The organism is Nitrosomonas communis, from assembly GCF_024102715.1.
Taxonomy (GTDB): domain Bacteria; phylum Pseudomonadota; class Gammaproteobacteria; order Burkholderiales; family Nitrosomonadaceae; genus Nitrosomonas; species Nitrosomonas communis_B.
This window is the reverse complement of the sequence record NZ_JAGFJM010000081.1, coordinates 1-24716: the sequence shown is the minus strand read 5'-3', so window position 1 is coordinate 24716 and position 24716 is coordinate 1. Positions and strand designations below refer to the sequence as shown.

29 protein-coding genes, 1 tRNA gene and 1 CRISPR repeat array are annotated in these 24716 nt (G+C 46.5%); of the genes, 11 read left to right on the top strand and 19 right to left on the bottom strand.

Annotation, left to right across the window (positions count from 1 at the left end; genetic code table 11):
* The first annotated feature begins 20 nt into the window (after positions 1-20).
* Positions 21-329, top strand: a complete 309-nt coding sequence (cas2, locus tag J5I83_RS07800) for a CRISPR-associated endonuclease Cas2 (protein ID WP_304054698.1) — start codon at positions 21-23, stop codon at positions 327-329.
* Positions 330-392: 63 nt separating this feature from the next.
* A CRISPR array of direct repeats spans positions 393-630; the repeat unit is 37 nt; unit sequence ATTGTAGTTCATCCGGGGTGAGAGAGGGAGCTACAAC.
* Positions 631-703: 73 nt separating this feature from the next.
* Here the strand turns inward: cas2 and J5I83_RS07795 are convergent.
* From J5I83_RS07795 to J5I83_RS07770, 6 genes are all read right to left on the bottom strand, one after another.
* Positions 704-1672: an ADP-ribosylglycohydrolase family protein gene (locus J5I83_RS07795; protein WP_304054696.1), complete on the bottom strand. Its 969-nt coding sequence runs from the start codon at positions 1670-1672 to the stop codon at positions 704-706.
* 57 nt (positions 1673-1729) lie between these two features.
* On the bottom strand, positions 1730-2569 hold the full coding sequence (locus J5I83_RS07790) for a ParB/RepB/Spo0J family partition protein (RefSeq protein ID WP_304054695.1): 840 nt from the start codon (positions 2567-2569) through the stop codon (positions 1730-1732).
* 51 nt (positions 2570-2620) lie between these two features.
* Positions 2621-3385 carry an AAA family ATPase gene (locus J5I83_RS07785; RefSeq protein ID WP_304054693.1) on the bottom strand — a complete coding sequence of 255 codons (765 nt, stop codon included), beginning with the start codon at positions 3383-3385 and terminating at the stop codon, positions 2621-2623.
* Positions 3386-3425: 40 nt separating this feature from the next.
* On the bottom strand, positions 3426-4070 hold the full coding sequence (gene rsmG, locus J5I83_RS07780) for a 16S rRNA (guanine(527)-N(7))-methyltransferase RsmG (RefSeq protein WP_304054691.1): 645 nt from the start codon (positions 4068-4070) through the stop codon (positions 3426-3428).
* A 4-nt stretch (positions 4071-4074) separates the two neighbouring features.
* Complete coding sequence (mnmG, locus tag J5I83_RS07775; RefSeq protein ID WP_304054689.1) at positions 4075-5964, bottom strand: tRNA uridine-5-carboxymethylaminomethyl(34) synthesis enzyme MnmG; 1890 nt, start codon at positions 5962-5964, stop codon at positions 4075-4077.
* Between the two features lie 164 nt (positions 5965-6128).
* Positions 6129-7553: a homospermidine synthase gene (locus J5I83_RS07770; protein WP_304054687.1), complete on the bottom strand. Its 1425-nt coding sequence runs from the start codon at positions 7551-7553 to the stop codon at positions 6129-6131.
* A 133-nt stretch (positions 7554-7686) separates the two neighbouring features.
* On the opposite strand from J5I83_RS07770, the gene J5I83_RS07765 reads away from it, so the two are divergent.
* The 3 genes from J5I83_RS07765 to J5I83_RS07755 all read left to right on the top strand — a co-directional run bounded on the left by J5I83_RS07765 (position 7687) and on the right by J5I83_RS07755 (position 9419).
* Entirely contained in the window at positions 7687-7884 is a 198-nt protein-coding gene (locus J5I83_RS07765) for a DUF3460 family protein (RefSeq protein ID WP_304054795.1), read from the top strand.
* A 127-nt stretch (positions 7885-8011) separates the two neighbouring features.
* Positions 8012-9295 (top strand): HlyC/CorC family transporter, encoded by a 1284-nt coding sequence (locus tag J5I83_RS07760; RefSeq protein ID WP_304054684.1) that lies wholly within the window; start codon positions 8012-8014, stop codon positions 9293-9295.
* Positions 9296-9343: 48 nt separating this feature from the next.
* Positions 9344-9419: transfer RNA gene (locus J5I83_RS07755), tRNA-Arg, on the top strand.
* Positions 9420-9530: 111 nt separating this feature from the next.
* Here J5I83_RS07755 and J5I83_RS07750 read toward each other — a convergent pair.
* Genes J5I83_RS07750 through J5I83_RS07740 form a run of 3 tightly spaced genes read right to left on the bottom strand, consistent with a single transcriptional unit; the run spans position 9531 to position 11011 of the window.
* Positions 9531-10016 (bottom strand): cytochrome c, encoded by a 486-nt coding sequence (locus J5I83_RS07750; RefSeq protein WP_304054683.1) that lies wholly within the window; start codon positions 10014-10016, stop codon positions 9531-9533.
* Positions 10017-10061: 45 nt separating this feature from the next.
* A complete protein-coding gene (locus tag J5I83_RS07745) occupies positions 10062-10508 on the bottom strand; it encodes a DUF411 domain-containing protein (RefSeq protein WP_304054792.1) in 447 nt (148 codons plus the stop codon).
* 35 nt (positions 10509-10543) lie between these two features.
* On the bottom strand, positions 10544-11011 hold the full coding sequence (locus J5I83_RS07740) for a cupredoxin domain-containing protein (RefSeq protein ID WP_304054681.1): 468 nt from the start codon (positions 11009-11011) through the stop codon (positions 10544-10546).
* Positions 11012-11179: 168 nt separating this feature from the next.
* Between J5I83_RS07740 and ttcA the strand changes: the two genes are divergently transcribed.
* Entirely contained in the window at positions 11180-12097 is a 918-nt protein-coding gene (gene ttcA / locus J5I83_RS07735; protein ID WP_304054679.1) for a tRNA 2-thiocytidine(32) synthetase TtcA, read from the top strand.
* Here ttcA and J5I83_RS07730 read toward each other — a convergent pair.
* The 4 genes from J5I83_RS07730 to cutA are packed head-to-tail and all read right to left on the bottom strand — an operon-like array spanning position 12094 to position 15378.
* Positions 12094-12480: a DUF2784 domain-containing protein gene (locus J5I83_RS07730; RefSeq protein ID WP_304054677.1), complete on the bottom strand. Its 387-nt coding sequence runs from the start codon at positions 12478-12480 to the stop codon at positions 12094-12096. The genes ttcA and J5I83_RS07730 overlap by 4 nt on opposite strands.
* Positions 12481-12492: 12 nt before the next feature.
* Entirely contained in the window at positions 12493-13032 is a 540-nt protein-coding gene (locus J5I83_RS07725) for a TlpA disulfide reductase family protein (RefSeq protein ID WP_304054675.1), read from the bottom strand.
* Positions 13033-13077: 45 nt separating this feature from the next.
* Positions 13078-15021: a protein-disulfide reductase DsbD gene (gene dsbD, locus J5I83_RS07720; protein ID WP_304054674.1), complete on the bottom strand. Its 1944-nt coding sequence runs from the start codon at positions 15019-15021 to the stop codon at positions 13078-13080.
* 33 nt (positions 15022-15054) lie between these two features.
* The gene (gene cutA, locus J5I83_RS07715; RefSeq protein WP_304054672.1) at positions 15055-15378 is read right to left on the bottom strand and encodes a divalent-cation tolerance protein CutA; all 324 of its coding nucleotides are present in this window, start codon (positions 15376-15378) and stop codon (positions 15055-15057) included.
* Positions 15379-15511: 133 nt separating this feature from the next.
* Between cutA and J5I83_RS07710 the strand changes: the two genes are divergently transcribed.
* The 3 genes from J5I83_RS07710 (at position 15512) to J5I83_RS07700 (ending at position 17383) form a co-directional block, all read left to right on the top strand.
* The gene (locus tag J5I83_RS07710) at positions 15512-15706 is read left to right on the top strand and encodes a hypothetical protein (RefSeq protein ID WP_304054670.1); all 195 of its coding nucleotides are present in this window, start codon (positions 15512-15514) and stop codon (positions 15704-15706) included.
* A gap of 622 nt (positions 15707-16328) precedes the next feature.
* A complete protein-coding gene (locus J5I83_RS07705; protein ID WP_304054669.1) occupies positions 16329-16571 on the top strand; it encodes a hypothetical protein in 243 nt (80 codons plus the stop codon).
* A gap of 26 nt (positions 16572-16597) precedes the next feature.
* Positions 16598-17383 carry a carbonic anhydrase family protein gene (locus J5I83_RS07700; protein ID WP_304054667.1) on the top strand — a complete coding sequence of 262 codons (786 nt, stop codon included), beginning with the start codon at positions 16598-16600 and terminating at the stop codon, positions 17381-17383.
* A gap of 81 nt (positions 17384-17464) precedes the next feature.
* Here the strand turns inward: J5I83_RS07700 and J5I83_RS07695 are convergent, their stop codons facing one another.
* Together J5I83_RS07695 and J5I83_RS07690 are read right to left on the bottom strand one after the other, a co-directional pair.
* Positions 17465-18601, bottom strand: coding sequence for a PilT/PilU family type 4a pilus ATPase (locus J5I83_RS07695; protein ID WP_304054665.1), 1137 nt, complete (start codon positions 18599-18601; stop codon positions 17465-17467).
* Positions 18602-18639: 38 nt separating this feature from the next.
* Positions 18640-19683 (bottom strand): type IV pilus twitching motility protein PilT, encoded by a 1044-nt coding sequence (locus J5I83_RS07690; protein ID WP_304054663.1) that lies wholly within the window; start codon positions 19681-19683, stop codon positions 18640-18642.
* A 212-nt stretch (positions 19684-19895) separates the two neighbouring features.
* On the opposite strand from J5I83_RS07690, the gene J5I83_RS07685 reads away from it, so the two are divergent.
* Positions 19896-20612, top strand: a complete 717-nt coding sequence (locus J5I83_RS07685; RefSeq protein ID WP_304054660.1) for a YggS family pyridoxal phosphate-dependent enzyme — start codon at positions 19896-19898, stop codon at positions 20610-20612.
* Here J5I83_RS07685 and J5I83_RS07680 read toward each other — a convergent pair.
* The 3 genes from J5I83_RS07680 to rsmD are packed head-to-tail and all read right to left on the bottom strand — an operon-like array spanning position 20581 to position 21895.
* Positions 20581-20850: a YfhL family 4Fe-4S dicluster ferredoxin gene (locus tag J5I83_RS07680; protein WP_304054658.1), complete on the bottom strand. Its 270-nt coding sequence runs from the start codon at positions 20848-20850 to the stop codon at positions 20581-20583. The two genes, J5I83_RS07685 and J5I83_RS07680, sit on opposite strands and share 32 nt — an antisense overlap.
* Before the next feature lie 18 nt (positions 20851-20868).
* The gene (gene coaD / locus J5I83_RS07675) at positions 20869-21351 is read right to left on the bottom strand and encodes a pantetheine-phosphate adenylyltransferase (RefSeq protein WP_304054657.1); all 483 of its coding nucleotides are present in this window, start codon (positions 21349-21351) and stop codon (positions 20869-20871) included.
* Positions 21344-21895, bottom strand: a complete 552-nt coding sequence (gene rsmD, locus J5I83_RS07670; RefSeq protein WP_304054655.1) for a 16S rRNA (guanine(966)-N(2))-methyltransferase RsmD — start codon at positions 21893-21895, stop codon at positions 21344-21346. Before rsmD ends, coaD begins: the two co-directional genes overlap by 8 nt.
* A gap of 182 nt (positions 21896-22077) precedes the next feature.
* Between rsmD and J5I83_RS07665 the strand changes: the two genes are divergently transcribed.
* Together J5I83_RS07665 and lolD are read left to right on the top strand one after the other, a co-directional pair.
* The gene (locus J5I83_RS07665) at positions 22078-23325 is read left to right on the top strand and encodes a lipoprotein-releasing ABC transporter permease subunit (protein WP_304054654.1); all 1248 of its coding nucleotides are present in this window, start codon (positions 22078-22080) and stop codon (positions 23323-23325) included.
* Positions 23318-23992 (top strand): lipoprotein-releasing ABC transporter ATP-binding protein LolD, encoded by a 675-nt coding sequence (gene lolD, locus J5I83_RS07660; protein WP_304054653.1) that lies wholly within the window; start codon positions 23318-23320, stop codon positions 23990-23992. Before J5I83_RS07665 ends, lolD begins: the two co-directional genes overlap by 8 nt.
* Positions 23993-24294: 302 nt before the next feature.
* On the opposite strand, the gene J5I83_RS07655 is transcribed toward lolD, so the two are convergent.
* Positions 24295-24507: a BBE domain-containing protein gene (locus J5I83_RS07655; RefSeq protein ID WP_304054651.1), complete on the bottom strand. Its 213-nt coding sequence runs from the start codon at positions 24505-24507 to the stop codon at positions 24295-24297.
* Positions 24508-24716: the final 209 nt, after the last annotated feature.

Here is a 24716-nt window from a genome sequence, read left to right as displayed (position 1 = left end):
GTAAGGAGACCCGGAGATATATGCGCCTGCTTGTTTTCTTTGATCTACCTGTAGCAACCAAAGCTGATCGCCGGGCTTACACCATATTTCGCCGCTTTCTGATCAATGATGGCTATGACATGATCCAGTTCTCGGTGTATGGCCGCATACTGAATGGCAACGACGCGCTAGAAAAACACATGAAGCGGCTAATCGATAATCTGCCACCGGATGGATCGGTACGCTGTTTGAGCGTCACTGAAAAGCAATTTGCAAGCATGAAATTACTCGTTGGCATGCCTCTTTTTCAAGAAAAAAAGGTTAGTCCTCAGCAAATGTTGCTATTCTAGTCATTTTTTTCCTGCGCAAAAACCCCGCCTGCTATAAGCAGGGCGGGTGTTTCCGTGAGGTCTATTGTAGTTCATCCGGGGTGAGAGAGGGAGCTACAACTTGTTGATGGTCTGGTTCGGAGCGCTCGAAATTGTAGTTCATCCGGGGTGAGAGAGGGAGCTACAACATCTCGCTCAATACAACCTCAGCGCCCTTGATTGTAGTTCATCCGGGGTGAGAGAGGGAGCTACAACGCGCAGGAATGGCTGACGGTAACACAGAAGATTGTAGTTCATCCGGGGTGAGAGAGGGACTACAACTGAATTCACTGAAGCAACATAGCATGAAAGTAAATCGCCCTATAAGATTTTTAATCTCATACCACAATTGTCCATCAAATCCCCTCACAAGCTTCAGCCATCATCGCCAATTTGCTATAGCGCGCCAGCCAGGATAACGGTATGGAGCCGGCCAGATTTTGCTGCTTGGCTTGATATGCAGCGGCCAATGCGCCAAGCATGATGGCGCGGCCACAGCTATCTCCACCTGCGCGAATATTGGCTTTAATCGCAGTGGTATAATCCGGCGCATGCCTGGCGATATGAAACACGATGGGTAATCCTTCTGCAACATGACAAGCCGCACCAAAGCGCGCAGCAGCCGATACACTATCCAGCGTATCCATGGTAAGCGCTTGTTCCAACACTGGCTTTAGCACATCTCCTGCGATGGCCAAGGCATCGGTTAAAGCCTGTGTCATCTGTTTGCCACTCAATACGCCTTGCAGTGCAGTCGCTGCGCAACGCGCTGCGGCAACAGCGAGATCATTATTATTGGTAATGCGCACCACTTCTTCGACACGCTGCATGAGCGCTTCGTGCGTACCATGGTAAGTTGCCGCCAGCACGGGAATGGTGGCGAGCGCAGGCATTTGATCGTCATCCGCACCGGATATTTGCGGGAAGCTATTGATATCCAGCGGCAATAACACACGCAGGGTCTGGCGGGTAGGTGAGTCGATATAACCGGCATAGTCACCGCCCGGCCCAAAATGAGCACGGTATTCGAGCTGATAAGTGGCTCGCTTGAATTCACCGTGTTTGGCCAGATGCTTGAGCATTAACAGGCACACTTCGCCATAACCGCTCGATTCTCCCGCCTGCTTGCGGCCATGTGCAAAGAAGCCGCTTGTCCCGGCGTAATCGGCAGCATTCGGTTGGCGGAATACCAGCTCGCCATTTTTCTCGATTGCTGCAATGCGCGCCGGATCGTAAAGCCAGTGTAAGCCTAGCGAGGCCGCGTCTGCGACAAGCGCGCCGACAATGGCGGCAACGTCAGGGTAGATCAGAGTATGCGTATTCACCTATAGCCTCCAGATGCGTTTAATCATTTACTTTGCGCGAGGAAATCCAGCTATCTGCTAGAATTTCGAGAGAATGCCATCGAGCTGCTCCAGACTGGTGTAGTGAATAATCACATTGCCTGCGCCGCTTTTTCCAGGCTTAATCACGACATTGGCGCCCAGTTTGGAGGAGATATCTTCCTGCAGGCGCAGCAAATCACGATCCTGCTTAGGTTGCCTTTTCACTGGCTCTTGCTCGAGGCGTTTGATCAGCTTTTCGGTTTCGCGCACTGACAACTGCTTATGTGCGATTAAATTGGCCACTTCAATCTGTTTCACTGCAGGTAGAACGAGCAGCGCACGCCCATGACCCATATCAATTTTTCCCTGCATCATCAACTCTTGCACCGGTGCAGCCAGATTAAGCAAGCGCAGCAAATTGGAAATGGCGCTGCGTGAGCTGCCTAGCGCCTCGCCTGCCGTTTGATGTGTCATGCCAAACTCTCTGATGAGCCGCTGAATGCCCATGGCTGTTTCCAATGGATTCAGATTTTCGCGCTGGATATTTTCAATGAGTGACATGGCCAACGCCGACTCATCCGGCACCTCCCGAATGATGGCGGGTACTTGCGTCAACCCTGCTAACTGCGCCGCTCGCCAGCGCCGCTCGCCTGCGATGATTTCATAGCGTTCGGCCGCCAGCGGGCGCACTAGCACGGGCTGCATCACGCCTTGCGCCTTGATCGATTCGGACAACTCCAGCAGAGACGCTTGATCCATGCTGGTGCGTGGTTGATATTTACCTGGTTGCAGCAAATTAATTTCCAGGTGCTGCAAGGATTCTGTTAATACATAATCATCATGAGTGCTTGATAATAATGCATCAAGCCCTCTTCCCAGACCTTTTAACTTCGCCATGTGCTCTTAATCATCCGTCGTTTTTTTAATTTTTGCGAAAAAGCTAACGTACTACGCTGTACTGCTCATGACCTCTTGGGCAAGCGCAAGATAGGCCTGTGCTCCTTTCGATAATCTATCATGGAATAAAGCGGGCGCGCCAAATCCAGGCGCCTCAGCCAACCGGATGTTGCGCGGAATCACCGTTCGGTAAACCTTACTGCCAAAGTGCTGCTGTAGTTGATCAGAAACCTGTTTTGCTAAAACATTGCGCGGATCGAACATGGTGCGTAGCAAGCCTTCAATTTTAAGGGTAGGATTAAAATTGACTCGCACTCTTTTGATGGTATTGACCAGATCGCTCAATCCCTCCAGCGCGAAGTATTCGCACTGCATTGGAATCATTACCGCCTGCGCTGCACACAGGCCATTCAATGTCAGTAAATTGAGCGCTGGCGGGCAATCCATGAAGATAAAATCATATTCTTCCTTCAAGGTGAGCAGAGCTGCTTTAAGGCGCGTCTCCCTTTGCGCCAGATGAACCATTTCCACCTCGGCGCCAGCCAGATCCTGATTAGCCGGAACCAAATCATATTTGCCGGGGCTGACAGCAACACGAACATCAGCAATAGGCCGTTCACCCAGTAAAACATGATAAATCGTATGCTGCAAGTGACGTTTATCGACACCGCTGCCCATGGTGGTATTTCCTTGCGGATCCAGATCCACTAAAAGCACGCGTTTACCGGCTTCAACCAGGCTTGCTGCCAGATTGATTCCTGTGGTCGTTTTACCGACACCTCCTTTTTGATTGGCGATCGCAAGAATTTTTACCACTTTGCTCGCTCCTTAACTGGTATACACCTAGAAATTGACTTTATCCTTGCGCAGGTTTAATAACGATCAAGTGTCGCGCAGCTCTTAAGCCAGGCACCATGACACGCAACACTTTTTCAACCTCAAATTGCTGAGGTAGCTGCATCAGCTCAGCATCGGGAAAGCGACCCTTCATCGCGATCAGCCTGCTTGTACCATTATCAGCGCACAAATGCTCCGCTGCTTGAGTAAAAGCACTTAGTTCAGCAAATGCGCGCGAAATCACTGTATCGAATTTTGTAGCAGGAAAGAAACGTTCAACCCGCTCGCATACCACCTTGACATTTTTCAGCGCTAATTCAATACATGCTTGCGTTAAAAAAGCGGCTTTTTTCTGATTACTTTCAATCAAAGTCACATGCCAATCAGGCTGAGTAATCGCCAGCGGAATACCAGGCAGCCCTGCGCCACTGCCCACATCAGCATGATGAGTACCGCTCATGGCAGGCAGCAAAGTCAAGCTGTCGAGTATATGCTTCGTCACCATTTCTTCTGGTTTACGCACAGCAGTCAAATTATGCACGCGATTCCATTTATCCAGGAACAGGATATATTGCAGCAAGTGGGTGCTGATCTGCTCCCGCTCTTGAGGTAAACCACAGGCAAGCTTATCCAGACCTTCCAGTAATTGTTTTTCTAGATTCATATTTTTATTTTATTTCCGATAGAATAAAACCACGCTTCAGATGCACCAGCAACAAGGAAATGGCCGCCGGCGTGACGCCAGAAATACGCGCTGCATGACCAATCGTTTCGGGTTTATGCTGATTCAACTTTTGTTGCACTTCACTGGAAAGACCGCGCACGCTCCGATAATCAATATCTTTTGGCAGACTCGTCATTTCATAGTGATTATGGCGGGCAACCTCCTGCTTCTGGCGCTCGATATACCCTTCATATTTGATATTGATTTCCACTTGCTCAGCGACTTGCTCATCGGCGACAGTCTCTTCAGCATCGAGCAATGACATTAAGCTCGCATAAGTCACATCAGGACGGCGCAGCAATTCATGCAACGAATATTCTTTTTCTATGGTTTTACCAAGCACCCTGATTAACTCCACATCTGGCAGCATGCCTGGGCGCACCCATACATTACGCAATCTTTGCTGCTCAACTTCGATTGCCGCGCGTTTAATCTCGAATGCCTGCCAGCGCGATTCGCTGACCAACCCTAACCGATAACCTACTTCAGTCAAGCGCATATCCGCATTATCTTCGCGTAACTGCAAACGATATTCTGCGCGGCTGGTAAACATGCGATAAGGCTCGGTCACGCCACGGGTAATGAGATCATCGACTAACACACCCAGATAGGCTTCGTCGCGACGCGGACACCATGCAGCATGCTCTTGCACTTTAAGAGCAGCATTCAAGCCAGCCAGCAATCCCTGCGCTGCCGCCTCCTCATAACCGGTGGTGCCATTGATTTGGCCTGCAAAAAACAATCCTTCAATCGCCCGCGTTTCCAGTGAGCTTTTAAGTGCGCGCGGATCAAAATAATCATATTCGATGGCATAACCCGGACGAGTGACATGGGCATTTTCCAGGCCTTTGATCGAGCGCACCAGCTCGATTTGCACATCATACGGCAAACTGGTCGAAATACCGTTAGGATACACTTCATGCGTATCCAGCCCTTCCGGTTCAAGAAAAATCGTATGCGAATCTTTGTCTGAAAAACGAACAATCTTGTCTTCAATCGATGGGCAGTAACGTGGGCCGATACCTTCTATCTTTCCAGTAAATAACGGTGAACGATCCAACCCGCCGCGAATAACGTCATGCGCGCGGCGATTCGTGCGGGTAATCCAGCAAGATATCTGGCGTGGATGCTGTGCCGCATTGCCCAGAAATGAAAATACCGGCACAGGATCATCTCCTGGCTGCTCCTGCAGCAAGGAATAATTGATACTGCGCCCATCGATTCGCGGAGGCGTACCGGTTTTGAGACGCCCAACCGGCAATTTCAATTCACGCAAGCGTTGCGCCAGACTAATTGAAGGCGCATCACCCGCTCTGCCTGCTTGAAAATTATTGTTACCCACATGCGCTAATCCGGCCAGAAATGTGCCGGTTGTCAGGACGACTGTTCGTGCAAAAAATTTAACGCCAAGCTGGGTAACCACGCCCGCAATCTGCTCGCCTTGCAACATAAGATCGTCTACTGCCTGTTGAATCAGCCATAGATTGGGTTGATTTTCCAGGCGCCTGCGAATGGCTTGACGATAAAGCACCCGATCCGCCTGTGCTCGCGTCGCGCGTACAGCTGGCCCTTTGCTGGAATTAAGCATGCGGAACTGTATGCCCGCTTCGTCAATGGCCTCAGCCATCGCGCCTCCCAAAGCATCAATTTCCTTGACTAAATGCCCCTTACCAATCCCACCTATGGATGGATTACAAGACATCTGCCCCAATGTTTCGAGATTATGGGTGAGCAACAATGTTTTCCGCCCCATGCGCGCTGCCGCCAATGCCGCCTCTGTCCCGGCATGACCGCCGCCTACTACGATAACATCAAAGTTTTGCGAAAAGCTCATATATGTGCTGTAAAACTGGTAATCTCATTACCGCACAATTCTAAGGCATTCACAATTTTTATTCACAAAAAGTTTAGTCTCGGAAGCATATGTTTCACGTGAAACATTGTTATCGCCATCACACTGCAAGCCGGCAGCGCAAGAAGGAGCGAACCATCAGCAATTCAATCAGCACGAAAGTTCTTAAATTGCCATGGATCAGCTCTATCCAAATCTTCCTCATACAGATCTCCGCGCCCTTGCAGCGGCGTCCAGTCACTGTACTGCCCAACCATTTTTCCCAAGTATGGCGCCGCCACTTCCTGCACCTCAGCAAAGGGCATTTCATCAGGCTCGATAATACCTGCTTGCTGATTTTTCATGGCCCAGATGACGCCAGCCAGTACACCGGCCGCTACCTGCAAACTAGTTGCGTTGTTGTGAGGAGCAAGTTTCCTCGCTTCATGAATAGATAATACCGAACCATACCAATATGCGCCTTTAGCATGTCCCATCAACAACACGCCGAGCTCATCAGCACCATCATAAACATCATCCATTGGCAAGCGGGTTTTTGACTGAAGCTTTAAATTCTTTCCATTGAACTCGTGCAGCGACAAAACGGCTGCATCACAAGGATGATAAGCGTAATAAACGGTTGGCCGGTAGCAAAGCTTGTTTCCTTCCTTGACTGTTAAATAATCCGCCAGAGAAATGGATTCGCTATGAGTGATCAAAAAACCACGATACGCACCTTGCAGCGGTGTCCAACCATACACCTGTGTTTGCACACCTGGTCGCATCAAATAAATGGCCGCATCACAACCGAAGTCATGATGTTTGCCATCAGCTGGTTCATATTTTTCATGACTACCCCAGCCCAGCTCTGCAGGTTGGATTCCCTCGGAAACAAAACCATCAATTGACCAGGTATTGACAAACTCATCAATACGCTTAGGCGGATGGATTGTTTGCGTATCGCGCTCTGCGCATTGGATCACCGTGATATTTAGCATCTGCGCCAACCTTGCCCACTGCTCCCGTGTTGCCGGAATCTGCAAATCCAACCCAACACTCTGACTCTGCGCAATGTTGAGAAGCGCCTGCTTAACCCAATGAGAAACAAGGCCAGGATTGACTCCATGACAAAGAATGGCTGTTGGACCACCACCCAATTTTTCGCGAAGCATCAATGCTTTTTCACGCAATCCATAATTAGAGCGCTCTGAAAGCGATAAATTAGCATCGTCGTAACCTCCCAGCCAAGGCTCTATGCAAGTATCAAGATACAGAGCGCCTCTTGTGTGGCATAATTCGATTAAAGCCAGACTGGATACATTAACAGAAACATTGAGCAAGAAATCACCCGGTTCCAGCAAGGGATCAAGTATCTGATGATAATTCAGTGGCGTAAGCGGGTTGACTGTATATGAAATATTTTGGCTTTCTGCCTCAATTCTGCCACCATCATCTGCGGCAATAATCTTGATCTGAGCAGGCGAAATATCAACATGTCTTAACAGCAAAGGAAGAAACCCCTGCCCCACACTTCCAAAACCGATAAATACAAACTTTCCATTAAATTTGAATAGCTTTTCCTCATTAACCATTAGCTTAATCTTTTCTTAATAGTTTTTCTTCTTTTATAATTTACCCAGTTGCAGTTATTATTGACAATAATTACATTCACAAAAGAACTAACATTAAATTCTACAAATTATTAATATCATGAGCAAATCGACTATGGACTATATGTATGAATCTGAGCATACCAAATTTATGCGTGAATTATTTGCAAAAAGACCGCATCTGGTGGAACAGCAAAAGGAAGCACGCGCTATTTGGTGGGATAAGAAAGTCAATCAAGAGGAACTTAAGCGTTTTGATGAATCGAAAGTCCCGCAAAAAAGCTATGTTTATTTCGATTGGCTACAGAAATAAATAGCAAGAGCACTTCGCACTGAAATAAGATATGCTGATTGGTAGCTCGAACCAATGCATAAGTATTAACATGAGTGTAAGGTTACCTTTGTGCTTGGGTTGCGGGAGATCACGAGGATAAAGCCAGTTGGAAGACGTTTCGTTACCTCTATTACTTGCAGCATTAATCCTATTATTGATTTTATCTGGCTTTTTTTCGCTTTCCGAAACCAGCATGATGGCGATTAATCGCTATCGCTTAAAACATCTTGCCAAACAGGGACATCGTGGTGCACGCTTAACTACCAAATTATTGGCCAATACCGATAGGCTGCTCGGTGTGATCTTGCTGGGAAATAATCTGCTGAATACTGCCGCAGCAACACTGGTGGCGGTGATTATTTCCTCTCTCTTTGCACATAATGATCTTGCGTTACTGGTCGGCACTATCGGTGTGACGCTAGCAATACTGATATTCAGCGAAATCACACCTAAAGTCATTGCCGCCACTTATCCAGAAAAGATTGCATTAACAGCAAGTTATGTATTAACACCCCTGCTTAAAATTTTCTATCCGGTGGTTTGGTTCATTAATCTTTTTGTACAAGGACTTTTGATTCTTTTTCGCTTGAAACCCAAGGAAAACACAGCCCATAAAATCAGCCCCGAGGAACTTAAAACACTTGTGTTGGAGGCAGGTCATTTCATTCAGAAAAAGCATCAAAGTGTTCTGGTGAATCTGGTCGATCTTGAAACAGTTACCGTTGACGATGTCATCGTACCCAGAAGCCAGATTGAAGCACTCGATCTAGAGGCTGAGGATGATGCTATCCATGATCAACTGCTAACTTGCCACCATACTCGGTTACCACTCTATCGTGGACATCTTGATAATGTTGTTGGCATCATTCATGTGCGCAAGGTATTCAACCAAATGAAAGGCGGTAAAATTACAGCAGCGACACTTGAGAAAGTGATGCAGGAGCCTTATTTTATCCCCTCCGGCACACCCTTGTTCTCACAATTACAATTATTCCAAGAAAATAAGAAACGGATGGGGTTAGTGGTCGATGAATATGGCGAGTGGGTAGGACTGGTAACGTTGGAAGATATTCTTGAAGAAATTATCGGCGAATTTACAACGCACCCGCCTACTCAAACAAGCACGTTCATTCAACAGCCAGATGGTAGTATAATGGTAGAAGGAAGTATTTTATTGCGTGATCTTAATCGGAAGCTTGGGTTTCATTTACCTATCGATGGGCCCAAAACTTTAAACGGTTTGATTCTGGAACATTTTCAAGATATTCCCGAAGCAGGAATTGGATTAAATATCGCTGGATATCCTATGGAAATTATTCAAACAAAAAATCAAGCAGTCAAAGTAGTGCGTATTTATCCAGCCTTGCCAAAGGTTGAGTCAAGCGTATAGATCCCAATAGATTTTCCGTTAAAGTAAATCTGCAATTTTGAATATTACGCGCTCATAGCTCAGTGGATAGAGTACCGCCCTCCGAAGGCGGGGGTCACACGTTCGAATCGTGTTGGGCGCGCCATCTGAGAATAACTGAATACCTACCAGTTATCATTTATTCAAACAAGCACGGGTAAGAGGCAAATCAGCAAACTTCTGTCTTAAAATTGATTACTTAGCCCGGAAAAAATCTTTACCTGTTTTCAATTCGTTTATACCAAGCATCATATACTTCGTCAGGCCATAAAGACTTAATCCAGACAAGAATGTCATCAATTTCCTGTTCTGTGAGTTTATCTTCCCAGCCTGGCATACGTCCCTCGCCCGGTGGGCCACCTTTTAAAATAAAACGCTTTAATTCTTCAGTTGAGTGATGCCAAGCATGCGCGGTTCCATCCAAAGGTGGCGGCGGATATCTCCCATTTTCCAATGGTTTCCTCCAATCTGGAGTTGCTTCAGCATTTGCTCCATGACAAACAGCACAATTTTGCTGAAAAATCGCCTGCCCACGAGCAACCTGGGCAGGATCAAAATTTCGCTCAATCATTGCTGTTTGCCCTTGCTGAATTTGCTGCAAAAGCTTCGTGGCCGTTGAAACAGGATCAGTGCAACCCGAAATTAGAATAAGTCCGCTTATTGACAACAACTGAGAGATATTCTTCTTTTTATAAAACTGCATAAAAAATCAGCACTCGTTAAATTTTACTCATTCTAATTGCTGCTCTTACTTAAACCTTTTTTGCCCTGATGTGTTATAGCTATTGTAAACCGTTGCATCGCGTCGTTGATCCCCTTTTTCTTTGATCAGCAATACATCATAAGGATCACTACGAGCACCTTCCATGCCGGGAGAACCATGTGGCATCTCAGGAACAGCCAGTCCAACTGCTTGAGGACGCTCTCTCAGAAGCCGTTTAATATCCCGTGCCGGCACATGACCTTCAATGGCATAGCCGTTCACCATAGCGGTATGGCACGATCCTAAAGAAGGAGAAATGCCTGCACGCGCTCTAGCTTCTTTATTACCTACATCATGCGCATTCACAGTAAACCCATGATCTCTCAGATGATCAATCCATTTTGAGCAACAGCCACATGTTGGACTTTTATAGACCTCAACCGTCTCACCAGCAGATACTGTAAATGCTGCCAATGCCAACACACCTGCCATGATTGGTTTCAGAAAAAATCTGTTCATTTCTATTTTCATTTTATCTCCACATTTATCTTTCCACGCATCCCTTTGAAATGGCCAGGATAACCACAAGCAAAATGGACTATGCCACTTTCAGTAAAGTGCCATACGAGCTCTTTCTGCTCACCTGGCAGCATGTTGAGGTAGTTAGGATCTTCGCGCACCAAACCAGGGTTTGAGCGTGTTATCTTTGCGTGTTCTTTTAAATTTTCCAATGTATCAATGACCATTTCATGCCGCTTCAATCCTTCATTCTTAACAATGAATCTAACAGTCTCGCCTTGCACCACATTAATCTCGGCAGGCAAAAAATGGTTATCAAATGCTTTTATTTCAATCGTGCGTGTCACCTTGGCAGGATCACCAGGCTCACCAATGACCGCGGGATACGCACTATCGTGCTTGTGATTCAAATCAGCAGAAACACTAACCACCCAGAACATCAAAATCGAGAAGAATACAGCGATATGTTTCTTCATATAATTCTGTCCTCTCTGCTTTTAGTACATAACAGCCATTTTAAATCCACTTATTAGAACATATTACTGTTTTATTGTTCCGGCTGTTAAACTATTTAATTTATTGCGGCTCATGCGCTATACAAGCCAAAGTAGTTTAGAACTTTCTGACTTACGTCAATTTTTATGATGGAAATATTATCCAGAAAAATACAATATAACACCAACAAGCTTCGCAAAAGATTGCGTCGTTTGGTAGGAACGGCTATCGCTGATTTTAATATGATCGAATCTGGTGACCGGGTGATGGTTTGTTTATCGGGTGGAAAAGATAGCTATGCGTTACTCGATATTTTGCGCAATCTACAGGCTCATGCTCCATTGGATTTTGAGCTGATTGCCGTCAATCTGGACCAGAAACAACCCGGTTTCCCTGAGCATGTATTACCTGAATACCTTACCCAAATAGGCATGCCATTTCGTATTGTCGAACAGGATACCTACAGCGTGGTCAAACGCGTCATTACTGAAGGAAAGACAACATGTAGTTTATGTTCCCGTTTGCGCCGGGGCGTACTCTATCGCGTTGCGACTGAACTCGGTGCGACTAAAATAGCTTTAGGTCACCATAGAGACGACATTCTCGAAACGTTTTTCCTCAACATGTTTTATGGCGGCAAGCTAAAGGCAATGCCACCCAAACTAGTCAGTGATGATGGCCATCATATCGTGATTCGTCCGCTGGCATACTGCAAGGAAAAGGATTTGGCCGCTTATGCCGAGCTCGAGAATTTTCCCATCATCCCCTGCAATTTATGTGGCTCACAACCAAATATGCAGCGACAAGTCATCAAAGAAATGATGCAGCAATGGGATAAAAAATTTCCAGGTAGACTTGAGACAATGTTTACTGCGCTCCAAAATATAAAATTATCTCACCTGGCGGATTCAACACTTTACGATTTTCAAGGTCTTAAGCCGCATGGTAGCCCAGTTGTTGATGGAGACAAAGCTTTTGACGAAGAAACATTTGAGCCGTCAGTGGCAGAACTCCTTGCCAAGAATAGCTTAAACGAAACAGAACGCGATGAAACGACGTTTATTTAATACTTAGATTTGTATTTTCCGGGAATAGCTGGCGGGACCAATTTAAAAGTTATCGCCACCAGCAGCGCGAATACCACATAACTTACTGTCAGCACACTTTCCGGAAAATCATAGTAAAGTATTCGATGCAGCCAGTACTGAATAAAGCTGCGATCTGCTTCAATCTCACGCAACTCATATTCCCATCTGGTCAATGGACAAGTAATACCTACTATCGACTCAGCCACCACAAACAGTATGGCTACAAGGTGGATTAGTCGAAATGCAAGATTTCGAACGAATTTTAAATGCAGCCAAGCACCGAGCCAAATTACAGGCAGACTGCCGACGACGAATAGCACAAATACAAAATGACTCATCAATATGATGTCGGCTAGCTGCATTCTTTATAAAATTTACAGCAAGGATTTTAGTCTCTTTTCGACTTTATCCAGGTGAATGCGTCCTAAATGGGCATCAACGATTTCACCATCTCGATTGATTATTACCGTATAAGGTAAAGCGCCTTGCGTATTTCCCATTGCCTCTGCCAGTGAAAACGCCTCCACGTCTCCCACTACGACAGGATAATTGATAGCAAACTCTTTACTGAATGCTTCCACTTTTTCTTTTTGATCGATAGCAATGCCAACCAGGACCAGTCCCTGCTCACGGAATTTATCTTGTGCTTCAATAAGCTCGGGTATTTCTTCACGACAGGGCATGCACCACGTGGCCCAGAAATTCACCAGCAGAACATTTCCGCGCCATTGAGAAAAAGATTGCAAATTGCCTTCAATATCCGGCAAGCTAGCAGCAAAGAATGCTTCCCCGCCTGCTTGTTTGACAGCACCACTCAACTGTACATTCATCTGCTGAGTTTTGAATATAACTCCTGCAGCGATCGCTCCGAAGGCGATAGCTGCATACAGCAACAACTTGCCTAATTTCGACATGCAATTTTCCTCTGGTTAATAAAATAAACGGATAAAACAGTCGGACTAAATCAATACCGCATCCAATACGGAAAGGAAATCTTCCTTATTGAGATAGCCGATGATCTTGATGTTCGGTATTTCCCGCCCTTGACGGTCAATAAATAGAATTCCTGGCGGCCCAAACAATTTGAAATGCTTGAGTAGCGCTGCATCGTCAGGTGTTCCAGCAGTTACATCCACTTGCAGCAGAACAACATCTTTCAAGCGCGCCTGCACTCTCGTATCAGTAAAGGTAAATCGCTCCATCTCCTTACAGGAAATACACCAATCGGCATAAAAATCCACCATGATGTATTTGTTTCTTGACTGCTTGATAACTTCATCGAGCTCAGCTACCGTTTTTATCCGCTGGAACGGCAGATAATCAGCTTGATCAACCCCTACAGACTGGGATATTTCACTATTTCCGGCGCTAACAATACTCAATTTTGACAGCGGCTGCAAAATATCTCGGCTACCGGACAATACACCTATCAGCAGGGCAACCCCAATCATTAACGCAATGACGCCGATACCCTTAAGAAATTTGCTGAAACCTGAGGCTCTTTCAGGCAAAGGATCGATCGCATGCAGATAAATAGCCGAGATGATCAGCAACGCTGCCCACAATAACATATAAGCAACTGCAGGAATCACCGGTGATATCATCCAAAGAGCAACTGCCAGTAACAGTACACCAAAAAATTGCTTGATCGATTCCATCCATGGGCCTGATTTGGGCAGCAAAGCACCCGCTGATGCGCCTAGTAATAACAGAGGGACACCCATGCCTAGCGCCATTACGAATAATGCCGACCCGCCGAGTACAACATCCCGCGTTTGGCTGATATAGAGCAATGCCCCCGCAAGTGGAGCTGCGACACAAGGACTGACGATCAATGCCGATAGCGCCCCCATGCCAAATACTCCAGATAAACGCCCACCTTGCAGCTGTCTTGCTTCTTCTGAAAGCTTGCTCTGGAAAAAATCTGGTAATTGCAATTCGTAAAAGCCAAACATCGAAAAAGCCAGCATGACAAAAATCAACGCAAAAGTGCCTAATACCCAGGCATTTTGCAGGGCTGCAGAGAGCATGGTCCCAGACAAGCCGGCAGCAATGCCGGCAATGGCATAAGCGATCGCCATTCCCAGAACATAGGCAAGCGCCAGCACAAATCCGCGGCCTTTAGTAAGGTGCTGACTTCTGTTAGCAATAATGCCCGATAAAATCGGAAACATAGGAAAAACGCACGGCGTAAAAGCAAGCAATAAGCCTATGCCAAAAAAGCCCGTCAAAATCAACCAGAAATTACCACTCGCAAACATTTGCTCGATTTTGTATGACTCAGTTTCAATAGCGGGCAATCTGGAAGGTGTTCCAAACAATTCGGCAGCAGCATCCCCAGTTGCAGCAGTTGCGTTGCCACTGATCGTTTCGGCTACTGCATTCAAGGCTGCTTTGATTGCTGGAAGTGTTATGTCGCTTTCTTTTTTGATCGGTGCATAGCACACGCCTATCGGTTCATTGCAACCCTGATAGGTTGTGGCAAGAGAAAGCTGATCGGCTGCTGATGATTCTCGTTTTAATGAAATAATAGCCTGAACGGGCTGATAATAGACCTCTGTTTTCCCGAAGGTCAGATCATCCTTCATTTTGCCTGGTGGTAGCGTAATTTTTTCTATATAAATGCCATCGCTTTTTGGCTCGAAGGCAATTTTGTCGCGATAGAGATAATAGTCCTTTGCAGGAATAAAATTAGCGATGAGCGTGCGCTCATCACGCACCTCGATTGAGAATTTAAATGCCTCATCTGGGGGTAGCAACTCCTGTTCAGCTTGCCCAAAGCTCGCACCCAATTTTTGCAGTATCGATAGTACACCGGAGTCACTGGAGCGCTTTTCTTCTTCGGCAACAACATTTGCGCTAACAAGACAAAATAAAATCAGAAAAAGTTGAATTAAACGCATAGCTTACTCAAAATTATTTTTACTATTGCTAGTTCAAGAATGATTGGCCACCTCATCAGCAATCCACTGCATGTATGCAGGTAATCCAGTCTTTACAGGGACAGCGATAACCTCAGGGAGTTCATAGGGATGCATCGCCTTGATGATCTTTTCCACCGCAGCATACTGCTCCGCCAGCGTTTTAATAAAGATCGGTATTTCATCGATCGTTTCAGTCTTTCCCTGCCAACGGTACACAGAAGTGGACTCAGCCAATATATTAACGCAAGCTGCAAGCCGGCTTTCCATGAGTTTTTGAGCAAGCATCAGCGCGCTTGCTTTGTCAGGAAAATTGGTAATAATAAGTATAACTTCCATTTATCTGCTACACAGGAAGATTCAAAAGTTTTATATTCTTTTTTATACTAAACTCAAATTTACTTTGGCGGAACATAAATCCGTCAGCTTTTGTTTTGTAATAACCAACAACATTAATGAATAAACTAACCCAATGATTAAGAAATTATTTCTATTACTGCAAATGCTTGCCTTAATTGCTCCTGTCGGTATTTTTTTTATGTACATCATTATGGATGAAGGCGATCAGTTCACTTACGAGCACTACTGGGTGACAGGGATGAGTTTTATTCCTTTTTTATTTGTGCTGCTGCTAAAAAACTTGTTTCTGGGAATCAGTAAAAAATAATCTCCTGGCAAAACAGTGAACAAACCAAAATCTAGCTGGATGGAAGATAGCATATGCTGTAGCAGCCTCACCATCCAGCTGTGCGCAAAAATTTCCCTACAAATCATATCCTTATCTTACCAACCAAGCAATCAGCCGTAGCGCTCAGGATCAATGAATCCAACGTTTAAATAAGCAATTATAAACGTTCATTCATACCTCTGCCTTTGATAGCAGAGCTAACATTAATCTTATTGATTCAGCAAGACAAAGTCCTTGCTGACTGAATTTTATTTATATCAATCAGCGCGCCAAACATACGATGATATCGTATAACTGGTAACTTCAAGCCGCAAACAGTCTTAGCAGTACTCCTCTTATCTTCACATTTTTTTTAGCTTATGTGATGTACTTTATTTCATTGATACCAGTTTTGACTGGAAATCTTTAATAGCAGTAACAAAGATCATGCTAGCGAGCAAGTGCTCCGCAAGACGATGCAAATTGTGGTCTGGATACACATAGCATTCAAATGTCATTTAATCAATGTATAGGAGGGAAAATAAACAGTAAATCAATAATCTCAGTGTTTCCATACATTTCTAATCTAATTCAGTGTTTTTTATACCAGAAGGAGATCTCTATGTTTATCAAACAAGCTCTTGTTGCTGCAGGTTTGAGTATGGCTTTTTCAAGTGTCATTGCTTCAGAAACAGCTAGCACCACAAACCAACCCTCGTCTACGGTCACACAAACCAATCAGTCATCGCAGAAACCCGCTTCCAGCTCGTCATCAGCTGAAAATAAATCATCACTGCCGCAGCAACAATCAAGCTCTCAAAGAAAATCCCGCATGGCCGATTATTGTAAAAAACATACCTGCTAATTTTGATCAAAGGAATCGTTACAACAATGAAAATAAAAACACTTTTTACTGGATCAGTACTCACTTTTTTGTTTGCTATTGCCACAGTCGCCGTAGCGGAAGAGCCTCATTGGGATCATACAATGCAGGCAGATTGGGGCAAGCTCGAGGATTCGTCTCAAACCGAAGTTCCTAAAATGTATCCCTTTGCCGAATGCAGCATCGGGCATCACCAATCACCGGTTGACCTTGCTTCGACCAGCGCTTCAAAGCGATTAAACAGGATAAAAACGCTCTATCCGGCTGATACCGTGGATTTTTATAACACTGGTCACGCCGTGCAAGTCAACTTTTCTGACCATTATCAAGGCCAATTACTCGTCGGAGCAGCAGCCTATCCGCTCATTCAGCTTCACTTTCATGCTCCCAGCGAACATGTAATTGACACCCAAACCTTCCCGGCTGAATTACACTTTGTTCATGTCAGGGATGATGGAAAGATTGCAGTTTTGGGAGTTCTCATGGAAATCGGCGAAGAAAATCAGGTTTTCCAAACTATTCTGGATAATATGCCGCCAACTGAAAAAAGTCATAATGCGGACACTGGCATTCATATCAAGCCGACATTGCTGCTTCCACATGACAGAAAACACTACCATACGCTGGCAGGATCATTAACCACGCCACCCTGTAGCGAGGGTGTAGACTGGTATATCCTGACAAATACTATCACCATATCGGAGGAACAGCTGAACAGGCTCAAAGGTTTTTATGATGGCAATGCAAGACTGCCGCAGGCTTTAAATGACCGGGTGGTAGCAGAAAAGAACTAATTTGAAACCGGCAAATCGAGCATTGCTCGCTTTGCCGAGGCAACCAGAATGTTCCAACAACAACTTCACCTTCTCATCCCATCAGGTAATTGTCAAATGCTCAATGCCCGCATTGATGTCCGCGTGCCTTGCTTCCGCACCATGTAGCTTGATTTGCAAACGCAGTTCATTCATGGAATCGGCATTTCTCAGTGCATCCTCATAGCTGATGTGTCCAGCCTCGTAAAGCTCAAAGAGCGCCGTATCAAACGTTTGCATGCCGAGCTCGCGCGATTTCTTCATGATTTCCTTGATTTCATGTACCTCTCCCTTAAAAATCAGATCGGAAATCAGCGGAGAATTCAGCATCACCTCAATCGCCGCCACCCGTCCCTTGCCTTCTTTCTTGGGAATCAGCCGCTGCGCGATCAATGCGCGCAAATTTAATGATAAATCCATCAGCAGCTGCGCCCGCCGCTCTTCCGGGAAGAAATTGATAATGCGGTCAAGCGCCTGATTGGCGCTATTGGCATGCAGCGTCCCCATGCATAAGTGGCCTGTTTCAGCAAAAGCAATCGCATGCTCCATGGTTTCGCGATCACGAATCTCGCCAATTAGAATGAGATCGGGTGCCTGGCGCAAGGTATTCTTTAGTGCAGCTTCCCAGGAAGCGGTATCCACGCCGACTTCCCGTTGGGTGACAACACAATTGATATGTTCATGCACATACTCCACGGGATCTTCGATGGTGATGATATGGCCATAGCTGTTCTGGTTACGATGGCCGATCAGAGCGGCGAGTGAAGTCGATTTGCCTGAGCCGGTGCCGCCCACGAAAATGACCAGACCACGCTTGCTCATCACCACCTCTTTCAGCACCGGTGGCAGCCCTAAATCATCAAATTTCGGAATTTGCGTGGTAATTGTGCGGATCACCAATCCCGTCCGCTGCTGCTGCACAAAGGCATTGACACGGAATCGCCCAATCCCATGGGGATGAATAGCGAAATTGCATTCCTTGCTCGCTGCAAACTCTGCCGCCTGCTTATCATTCATGATAGCCCGCGCCAGCTCAGCCGTATGCTGCGGTGAGAGCTGCTGCTGTGATACCGGCGTCATTTTTCCATCAATTTTAAACGCAGGCGGGTACCCTGCTGTGATAAACAAATCAGAAGCTTTTTTACTGAGCATCAAGCGCAGCAGATCGTGCATGAATTTAATGACTTGCTCTTGTTCCATGACCGATTTTCAAATCCTTTTCAATTTAATTGAGTCCATCAACCTCGGAAATTATCCTTGTTCATTGCTTTAGCTCTTGCTTCTCCCAGAGCAACGACATTGCGCTTCACGAGATCGGCCAGATTCTGATCAAGCGTCTGCATTCCCACCGCTCCGCTAGTCTGAATAGTGGAATACATCTGCGCTACCTTGCCTTCCCGAATCAAATTACGGATGGCCGGCGTACCAATCATGATTTCATGCGCCGCCACCCGTCCGGTGCCTTCTTTGGTCTTCAGCAAGGTCTGAGAGATAACTGCTCGCAGTGATTCAGAGAGCATGGCGCGTACCATTTCCTTTTCTTCCGCAGGAAAAACATCGATGATGCGATCAATCGTTTTGGCTGCTGAACTGGTGTGCAATGTGCCAAATACCAAATGACCTGTTTCTGCTGCGGTCATCGCCAGGCGTATCGTCTCTAAGTCACGCATCTCACCCACTAGAATGATATCCGGATCTTCCCGCAAAGCGGCGCGCAGGGCATTGGCGAAACTATGGGTATCTCGGCCGACTTCGCGTTGATTGATCAGGCACTTCTTGCTTTCATGAACAAACTCGATCGGATCCTCGAGCGTTAGAATATGGCCGTACTGATTTTCATTAATTTCGTTGATCATTGCAGCCAATGTAGTTGACTTGCCGGAGCCGGTTGGCCCCGTCACTAGCACCACACCACGTGGCTGTTGCACAATCTCAGCAAAAATCTTGGGGGCTTTGATCTGCTCCAGCGTCAGCACTGTTGACGGGATGGTGCGCATGACCGTGGCCGCGCCTCGGTTGGTATTGAAAGCATTTACCCGGAAACGGGCGAGATTAGGGACAGCGAAAGAAAAATCACATTCCAGATGCTCTTCATAGAATTTACGCTGACTGTCATTCATGATGTCATACACCATATCATGCACATCTTTATGCTCCATTGCTGGCAAGTTGATACGCCTGATGTCGCCATGCACGCGTATCATTGGCGGCATGCCGGCAGACAAATGCAAATCAGAGGCGTTATTCTTGACCACAAAGGCAAGTAGCTCTACTATGTTCATCTAAATTCCTAAATTTTTTATGAATAGGTGATGCTGGTCAGTTCAGAGTGTTCCTGATTTTCCAGCTTAAAGTAAAAAAAGCCTGTTTGCTTATCAACGGTAGGAATAAATAAAAATTGAGAAGAGATTAAGTGATTGATAGCCATCCTTGGCTAATACGCCTTACCCCGATACGTACCCATTTCATTGTTTTTCATTGCCATTAGCACATCATGACAACCATTGCCACACGTCTGCAAACAGTCAAATCACGCATTGCAGAAGCTGCCAGGAACGCAGGACGACGCCCTGAAGATATTCTGTTATTGGCTGCCAGCAAAACCAATCCACCCGAAAAGTTAAGAGAAGCCTGGGAGGCAGGGCAAACTGTATTCGGAGAAAACTACTTGCAGGAAGGATTGATAAAAATTCATGCGCTTGCCGATCTGCCCATCGAGTGGCATTTTATTGGTCCAATCCAAAGCAACAAAACAAAACCCATTGCTGAAAACTTTTCCTGGGTCCACAGCGTGGATAGGGAAAAAATTGCTGTTCGCCTATCTAATGCCCGGCCCGAGTCGTTACCGCCGCTGCAAGTCTGTGTACAAGTCAATGTCAGTGGCGAAGTCACCAAAAGCGGTATCGCGCCTGAGCAGGCAGCAGAACTGGCTGCTTTTGTCAGCCAGTTACCCCGGTTAAAATTGCGCGGCTTGATGGCGGTACCCGAGCTTACTTCTGCCACCGCCCTTCAGCGGGAACAATTCCAGATAATGCGGAAAATATTTGATCAGCTCAAACAGGATGGATTCGATATCGACACGCTATCAATGGGCATGTCTGAAGATATGGATATCGCGATTGCAGAAGGTGCAACCATTGTACGCGTAGGTACTGCTATTTTTGGAGCAAGGCGCTATGCTATTCCCGAGGAGCTCGCTCCGCGCCAGTAGTCAGCGCCTGATATTTGGCCAGCAATTGCTCGCGGCTCTCGATCACATCCGGATTGGTGATGATGCAATTAACCGGGCAAACTTCAACGCATTGGGGCGTGTCATAATGCCCCACACACTCGGTGCATAAATTGGGATTGATCACATAAATTTCCTCACCTTGCGAAATTGCGCCGTTAGGGCATTCCGGTTCGCATACATCACAATTGATACATTCATCTGTAATTATTAACGCCATACCAGCAACCTCAACAAATCAGTTTTTCATTTTTTGACGTAACTCTTGCGCAACAATGGGATGCACAAATTTACCTGCATCCCCTCCAAGTCGGGCAATTTCCCGCACGATTGTTGCGGAAATGAACATGTACTGCTCAGAAGGGGTCATGAAAACCGTTTCAACATCCGGATACAAGCTACGATTCATTCCTGCCAGCTGAAACTCATATTCAAAATCAGATACCGCCCGCAAACCTCGCAGAATGATGCGGGCATTTTGTTGCTGTAAAAACTCAGTCAGCAGGCCAGAAAACCCCATCACTTGAATATTTGAGCAGTCCTTCAACACTTCTTGCGCCATTTTGATGCGATCGCTCAATGAAAAAAAGGGTGCCTTGCCACCACTATCAGCAGCAACTGCCACGATCACCCTGTCAAATAATTTTGCCGCACGGCGCACCAGATCCTCATGACCACGCGTCAGAGGATCGAAAGTGCCGGGATAAACCGCTTTATCCATTTTCATTCAATTTTAGTAATCGATAGTAAACCTTGCCTGCCCGCCCGCTTCGCCATACCAGCCACTGCTCATTAAGCTCGGTGCCATGATCACTTTCAACATAAACCAACGCATTTTCTGTCATACGGCCAGGCAACTGTGCGATTAAGTCAGGTAACAAGTCAAACTGAAAAGGGGGATCCAAGAAAATGACATCATATTGTCTGACATCAGCAGCGATAAACGCCAGCGCATTCATCTGCACTAATTCCACTTGCGTTGCTCCCAGCTTTTCCCGGGTAACATGCAAACCACGCATGATGCTTTTATTCAATTCTACCATCACGACATGCTCTGCCCCGCGTGACGCAGCCTCAAAACCCATCGCTCCGCTGCCTGCGAACAAATCCAAACAACGCTTACCGGTTAAATCCTGCCCCAGCCAATTAAACACTGTTTCCCGCACGCGATCAGGCGTTGGCCGTAAGTATTGCTCCTCGGGGAAAGTGATCACACGGCTGCGCCACTTGCCACCAATAACCCGAATCTTTCCCTCACGCAACATATGTCGATCACACTCAATGGCAAATCCTGATTTCTTGAGAGCGATTATACTGGAGACTCGCAGCACTCTTTCTGTAATTTGACAGAAATTCAGGCTTAATCTGGAAATTTCCTGTCACTTACTCGCTCAGCTTCATTAGAATATGACATACGCTAAAATTCATTTTTCGGGGAAAAATATTCGTGTCACCTTATGAACTGTTAATCGGTCTACGCTACACACGTGCAAAAAAGCGCAATCACTTTATCTCTTTTATTTCCCTGATTTCCTTGCTCGGTATCACGCTGGGCATGACCGCACTCATTACGGTCATGTCCGTGATGAATGGCTTTCACAAGGAAATCCGCTCGCGGATACTGGGTGTGGCCTCGCACGTTCAAATCAGCAGCATCAATGGGATTTTAACCAACTGGCAAACTGTTGCCGACACAGCTAGCAAGCATCCGCTGGTCGTCGCGGCAGCACCCTACGTCAACGCACAAGGCATGTTGTCGCATAATCAGGTCGTGCGGGGCGTCATCGTGCGCGGGATTTTGCCTGATGATGAAAGCCGCGTGGCCGATTTTGCGCAAATGATGGTAATGGGCGAGCTCAATCGGCTGGCAGCAGGTGAATTCGGTATTGTCATTGGTATCGAGCTGGCACGCAGTCTTGGCGCATTTCCAGGCGACAAGATTGTCCTGATTTCACCGCAAGGGCAAGTAACCCCTGCCGGCATCTTACCCCGTCTGAAACAATTTACCGTAACCGGTGTGTTTGAGGCAGGTCACTATGAATATGATTCTGGCTTGGCATTGATTCACATGGCAGACGCCCAGAAACTCTATCGCATGGAACCCGGCCAGGTTTCTGGCGTGCGGCTGAAACTGCAGGATATGTTCCAGGCGCCACAAGTAGTGCGCGACCTGTCATTAGTGGTTGCTGCTGACAATTATCTCACTGACTGGACCCATCAGCATGCCAATTACTTCCGCGCCATCCAGATCGAGAAGCGCATGCTGTCGCTGATTCTGGCATTAATTATCGCGGTCGCAGCCTTCAATATCGTCTCCACCCTGGTCATGGCGGTGACCGATAAACAATCAGATATCGCCATCCTGCGTACCTTGGGCGCCAGTCCTGGCAGCATTATGAAAATATTTATCGTTCAGGGAACGTTAATCGGTGTGCTTGGCACGGTACTGGGGCTCATAGGCGGCATGCTGCTGGCTTATAACGTTGGTGAAGTGGTTGCATTCATCGAACAACTGTTTAGCGTACAGTTTCTCTCACAGGAGGTTTATTACATCAGTGAAATACCTTCTGACCCCCAGCTTGAGGACATCGTGACAGTGGCAGCAGTATCCTTCCTGCTGACTTTACTGGCAACGCTTTACCCAAGTTACCGCGCATCAAAAGTCAATCCAGCGGAGGCGCTGCGCTATGAATAATACGGTCATCTCTTGCCACGATCTCTACAAAAGCTACTTTCAGGGCAAACTGGAAGTGCCTGTGTTGCAAGGAATCAATTTGACGCTGAACAAGGGTGAAATGGTTGCAATTGTCGGTGCTTCCGGTTCGGGTAAAAGCACGCTGCTGCATCTGCTCGGCGGACTCGATTCGCCAAGCAAAGGTGAAATTCTGCTGCTGGGGCAAGACCTCACCACTATCAGCGAAGAAAAAAGATGCCAGCTGCGCAATCAATCCCTCGGTTTTATTTATCAGTTCCACCATCTGCTGCCAGAGTTCAGCGCGCAGGAAAATGTTGCCATGCCGCTGCGGATACGGCGCATGAACAAGCGCGAAGCAATGGAGCGCGCAGCAGAAATGCTGCAGCTGGTAGGCCTGGGCCATCGCCTGACTCATACCCCTGGCGAACTTTCTGGCGGAGAACGTCAACGGACAGCAGTGGCACGCGCGCTGGTAACCCAACCAGCCTGTGTGCTGGCTGATGAGCCGACTGGTAATCTGGATCGTCATACCGCCGAGGGTGTGTTTAATTTAATGCTGGAGCTCAATCGTAAAGTCAATGCCACCCTTGTCATCGTCACGCATGATGCACACCTTGCCAGCCAGGCAGAACGGGTGTTACAACTGATTGACGGAGGGCTGGTATAAACCTTGATCTTGTTAGCGCGATAACACACCTGATGCTGCTACTGGATAATCCTAGAAGCCGTAGTTGGCTGCTTAGCTGGAAAATTAACGCATGATCTATAGGAGCATGTTCAAAATTTTGCAGCCCACTTATATGGCGAGATTACTATCAGATACGTCGCGGCCCAATCTGGTCAATTTGCTCCAGCAACGAATACGCTGCCCTTTGCAATGCAAAGGGCAGCCCTGCGACTAACCTTTCCTCTCAACTGGAGCACCGCACACCACATCCTGCCCAGCTATGGTTTCTGGGTTAAATCCAATCAGATAATCGTTTTGCGCGAACTGAAATGATTGTAGGGATCTTTTACGCGGGTTTGCTTTATTTTTACCAGCTCGTTGTAACTTTTATCAAAGTAAGTTCTGGTGGGTACCGAACTGTCTTTGAAGCTGATGAAAGCGCCCGAGGTATTAGGGATATCGTAATCGCGACAAATATCCATCCAGTCAAGTGCACGGTTTAGGCGTGTGTACACGCAGTTGTTCTGACCTTCCTCCTTTTCTTTTTCAGCTTCGTTCCACCAAGTCTGGTACTGTATGGTGAATAACTTGTCTTTGTAAGAAACTGTTTGGAAATTCTGAATCCTAGCGTTAATGTAAGGAATTTTCTATAAACAGGCGGTATCATGAATCAACAAAAAGTGTAGGAAGCGTTATCCGAGTGACCTAAGCAATGGAGCGTGGC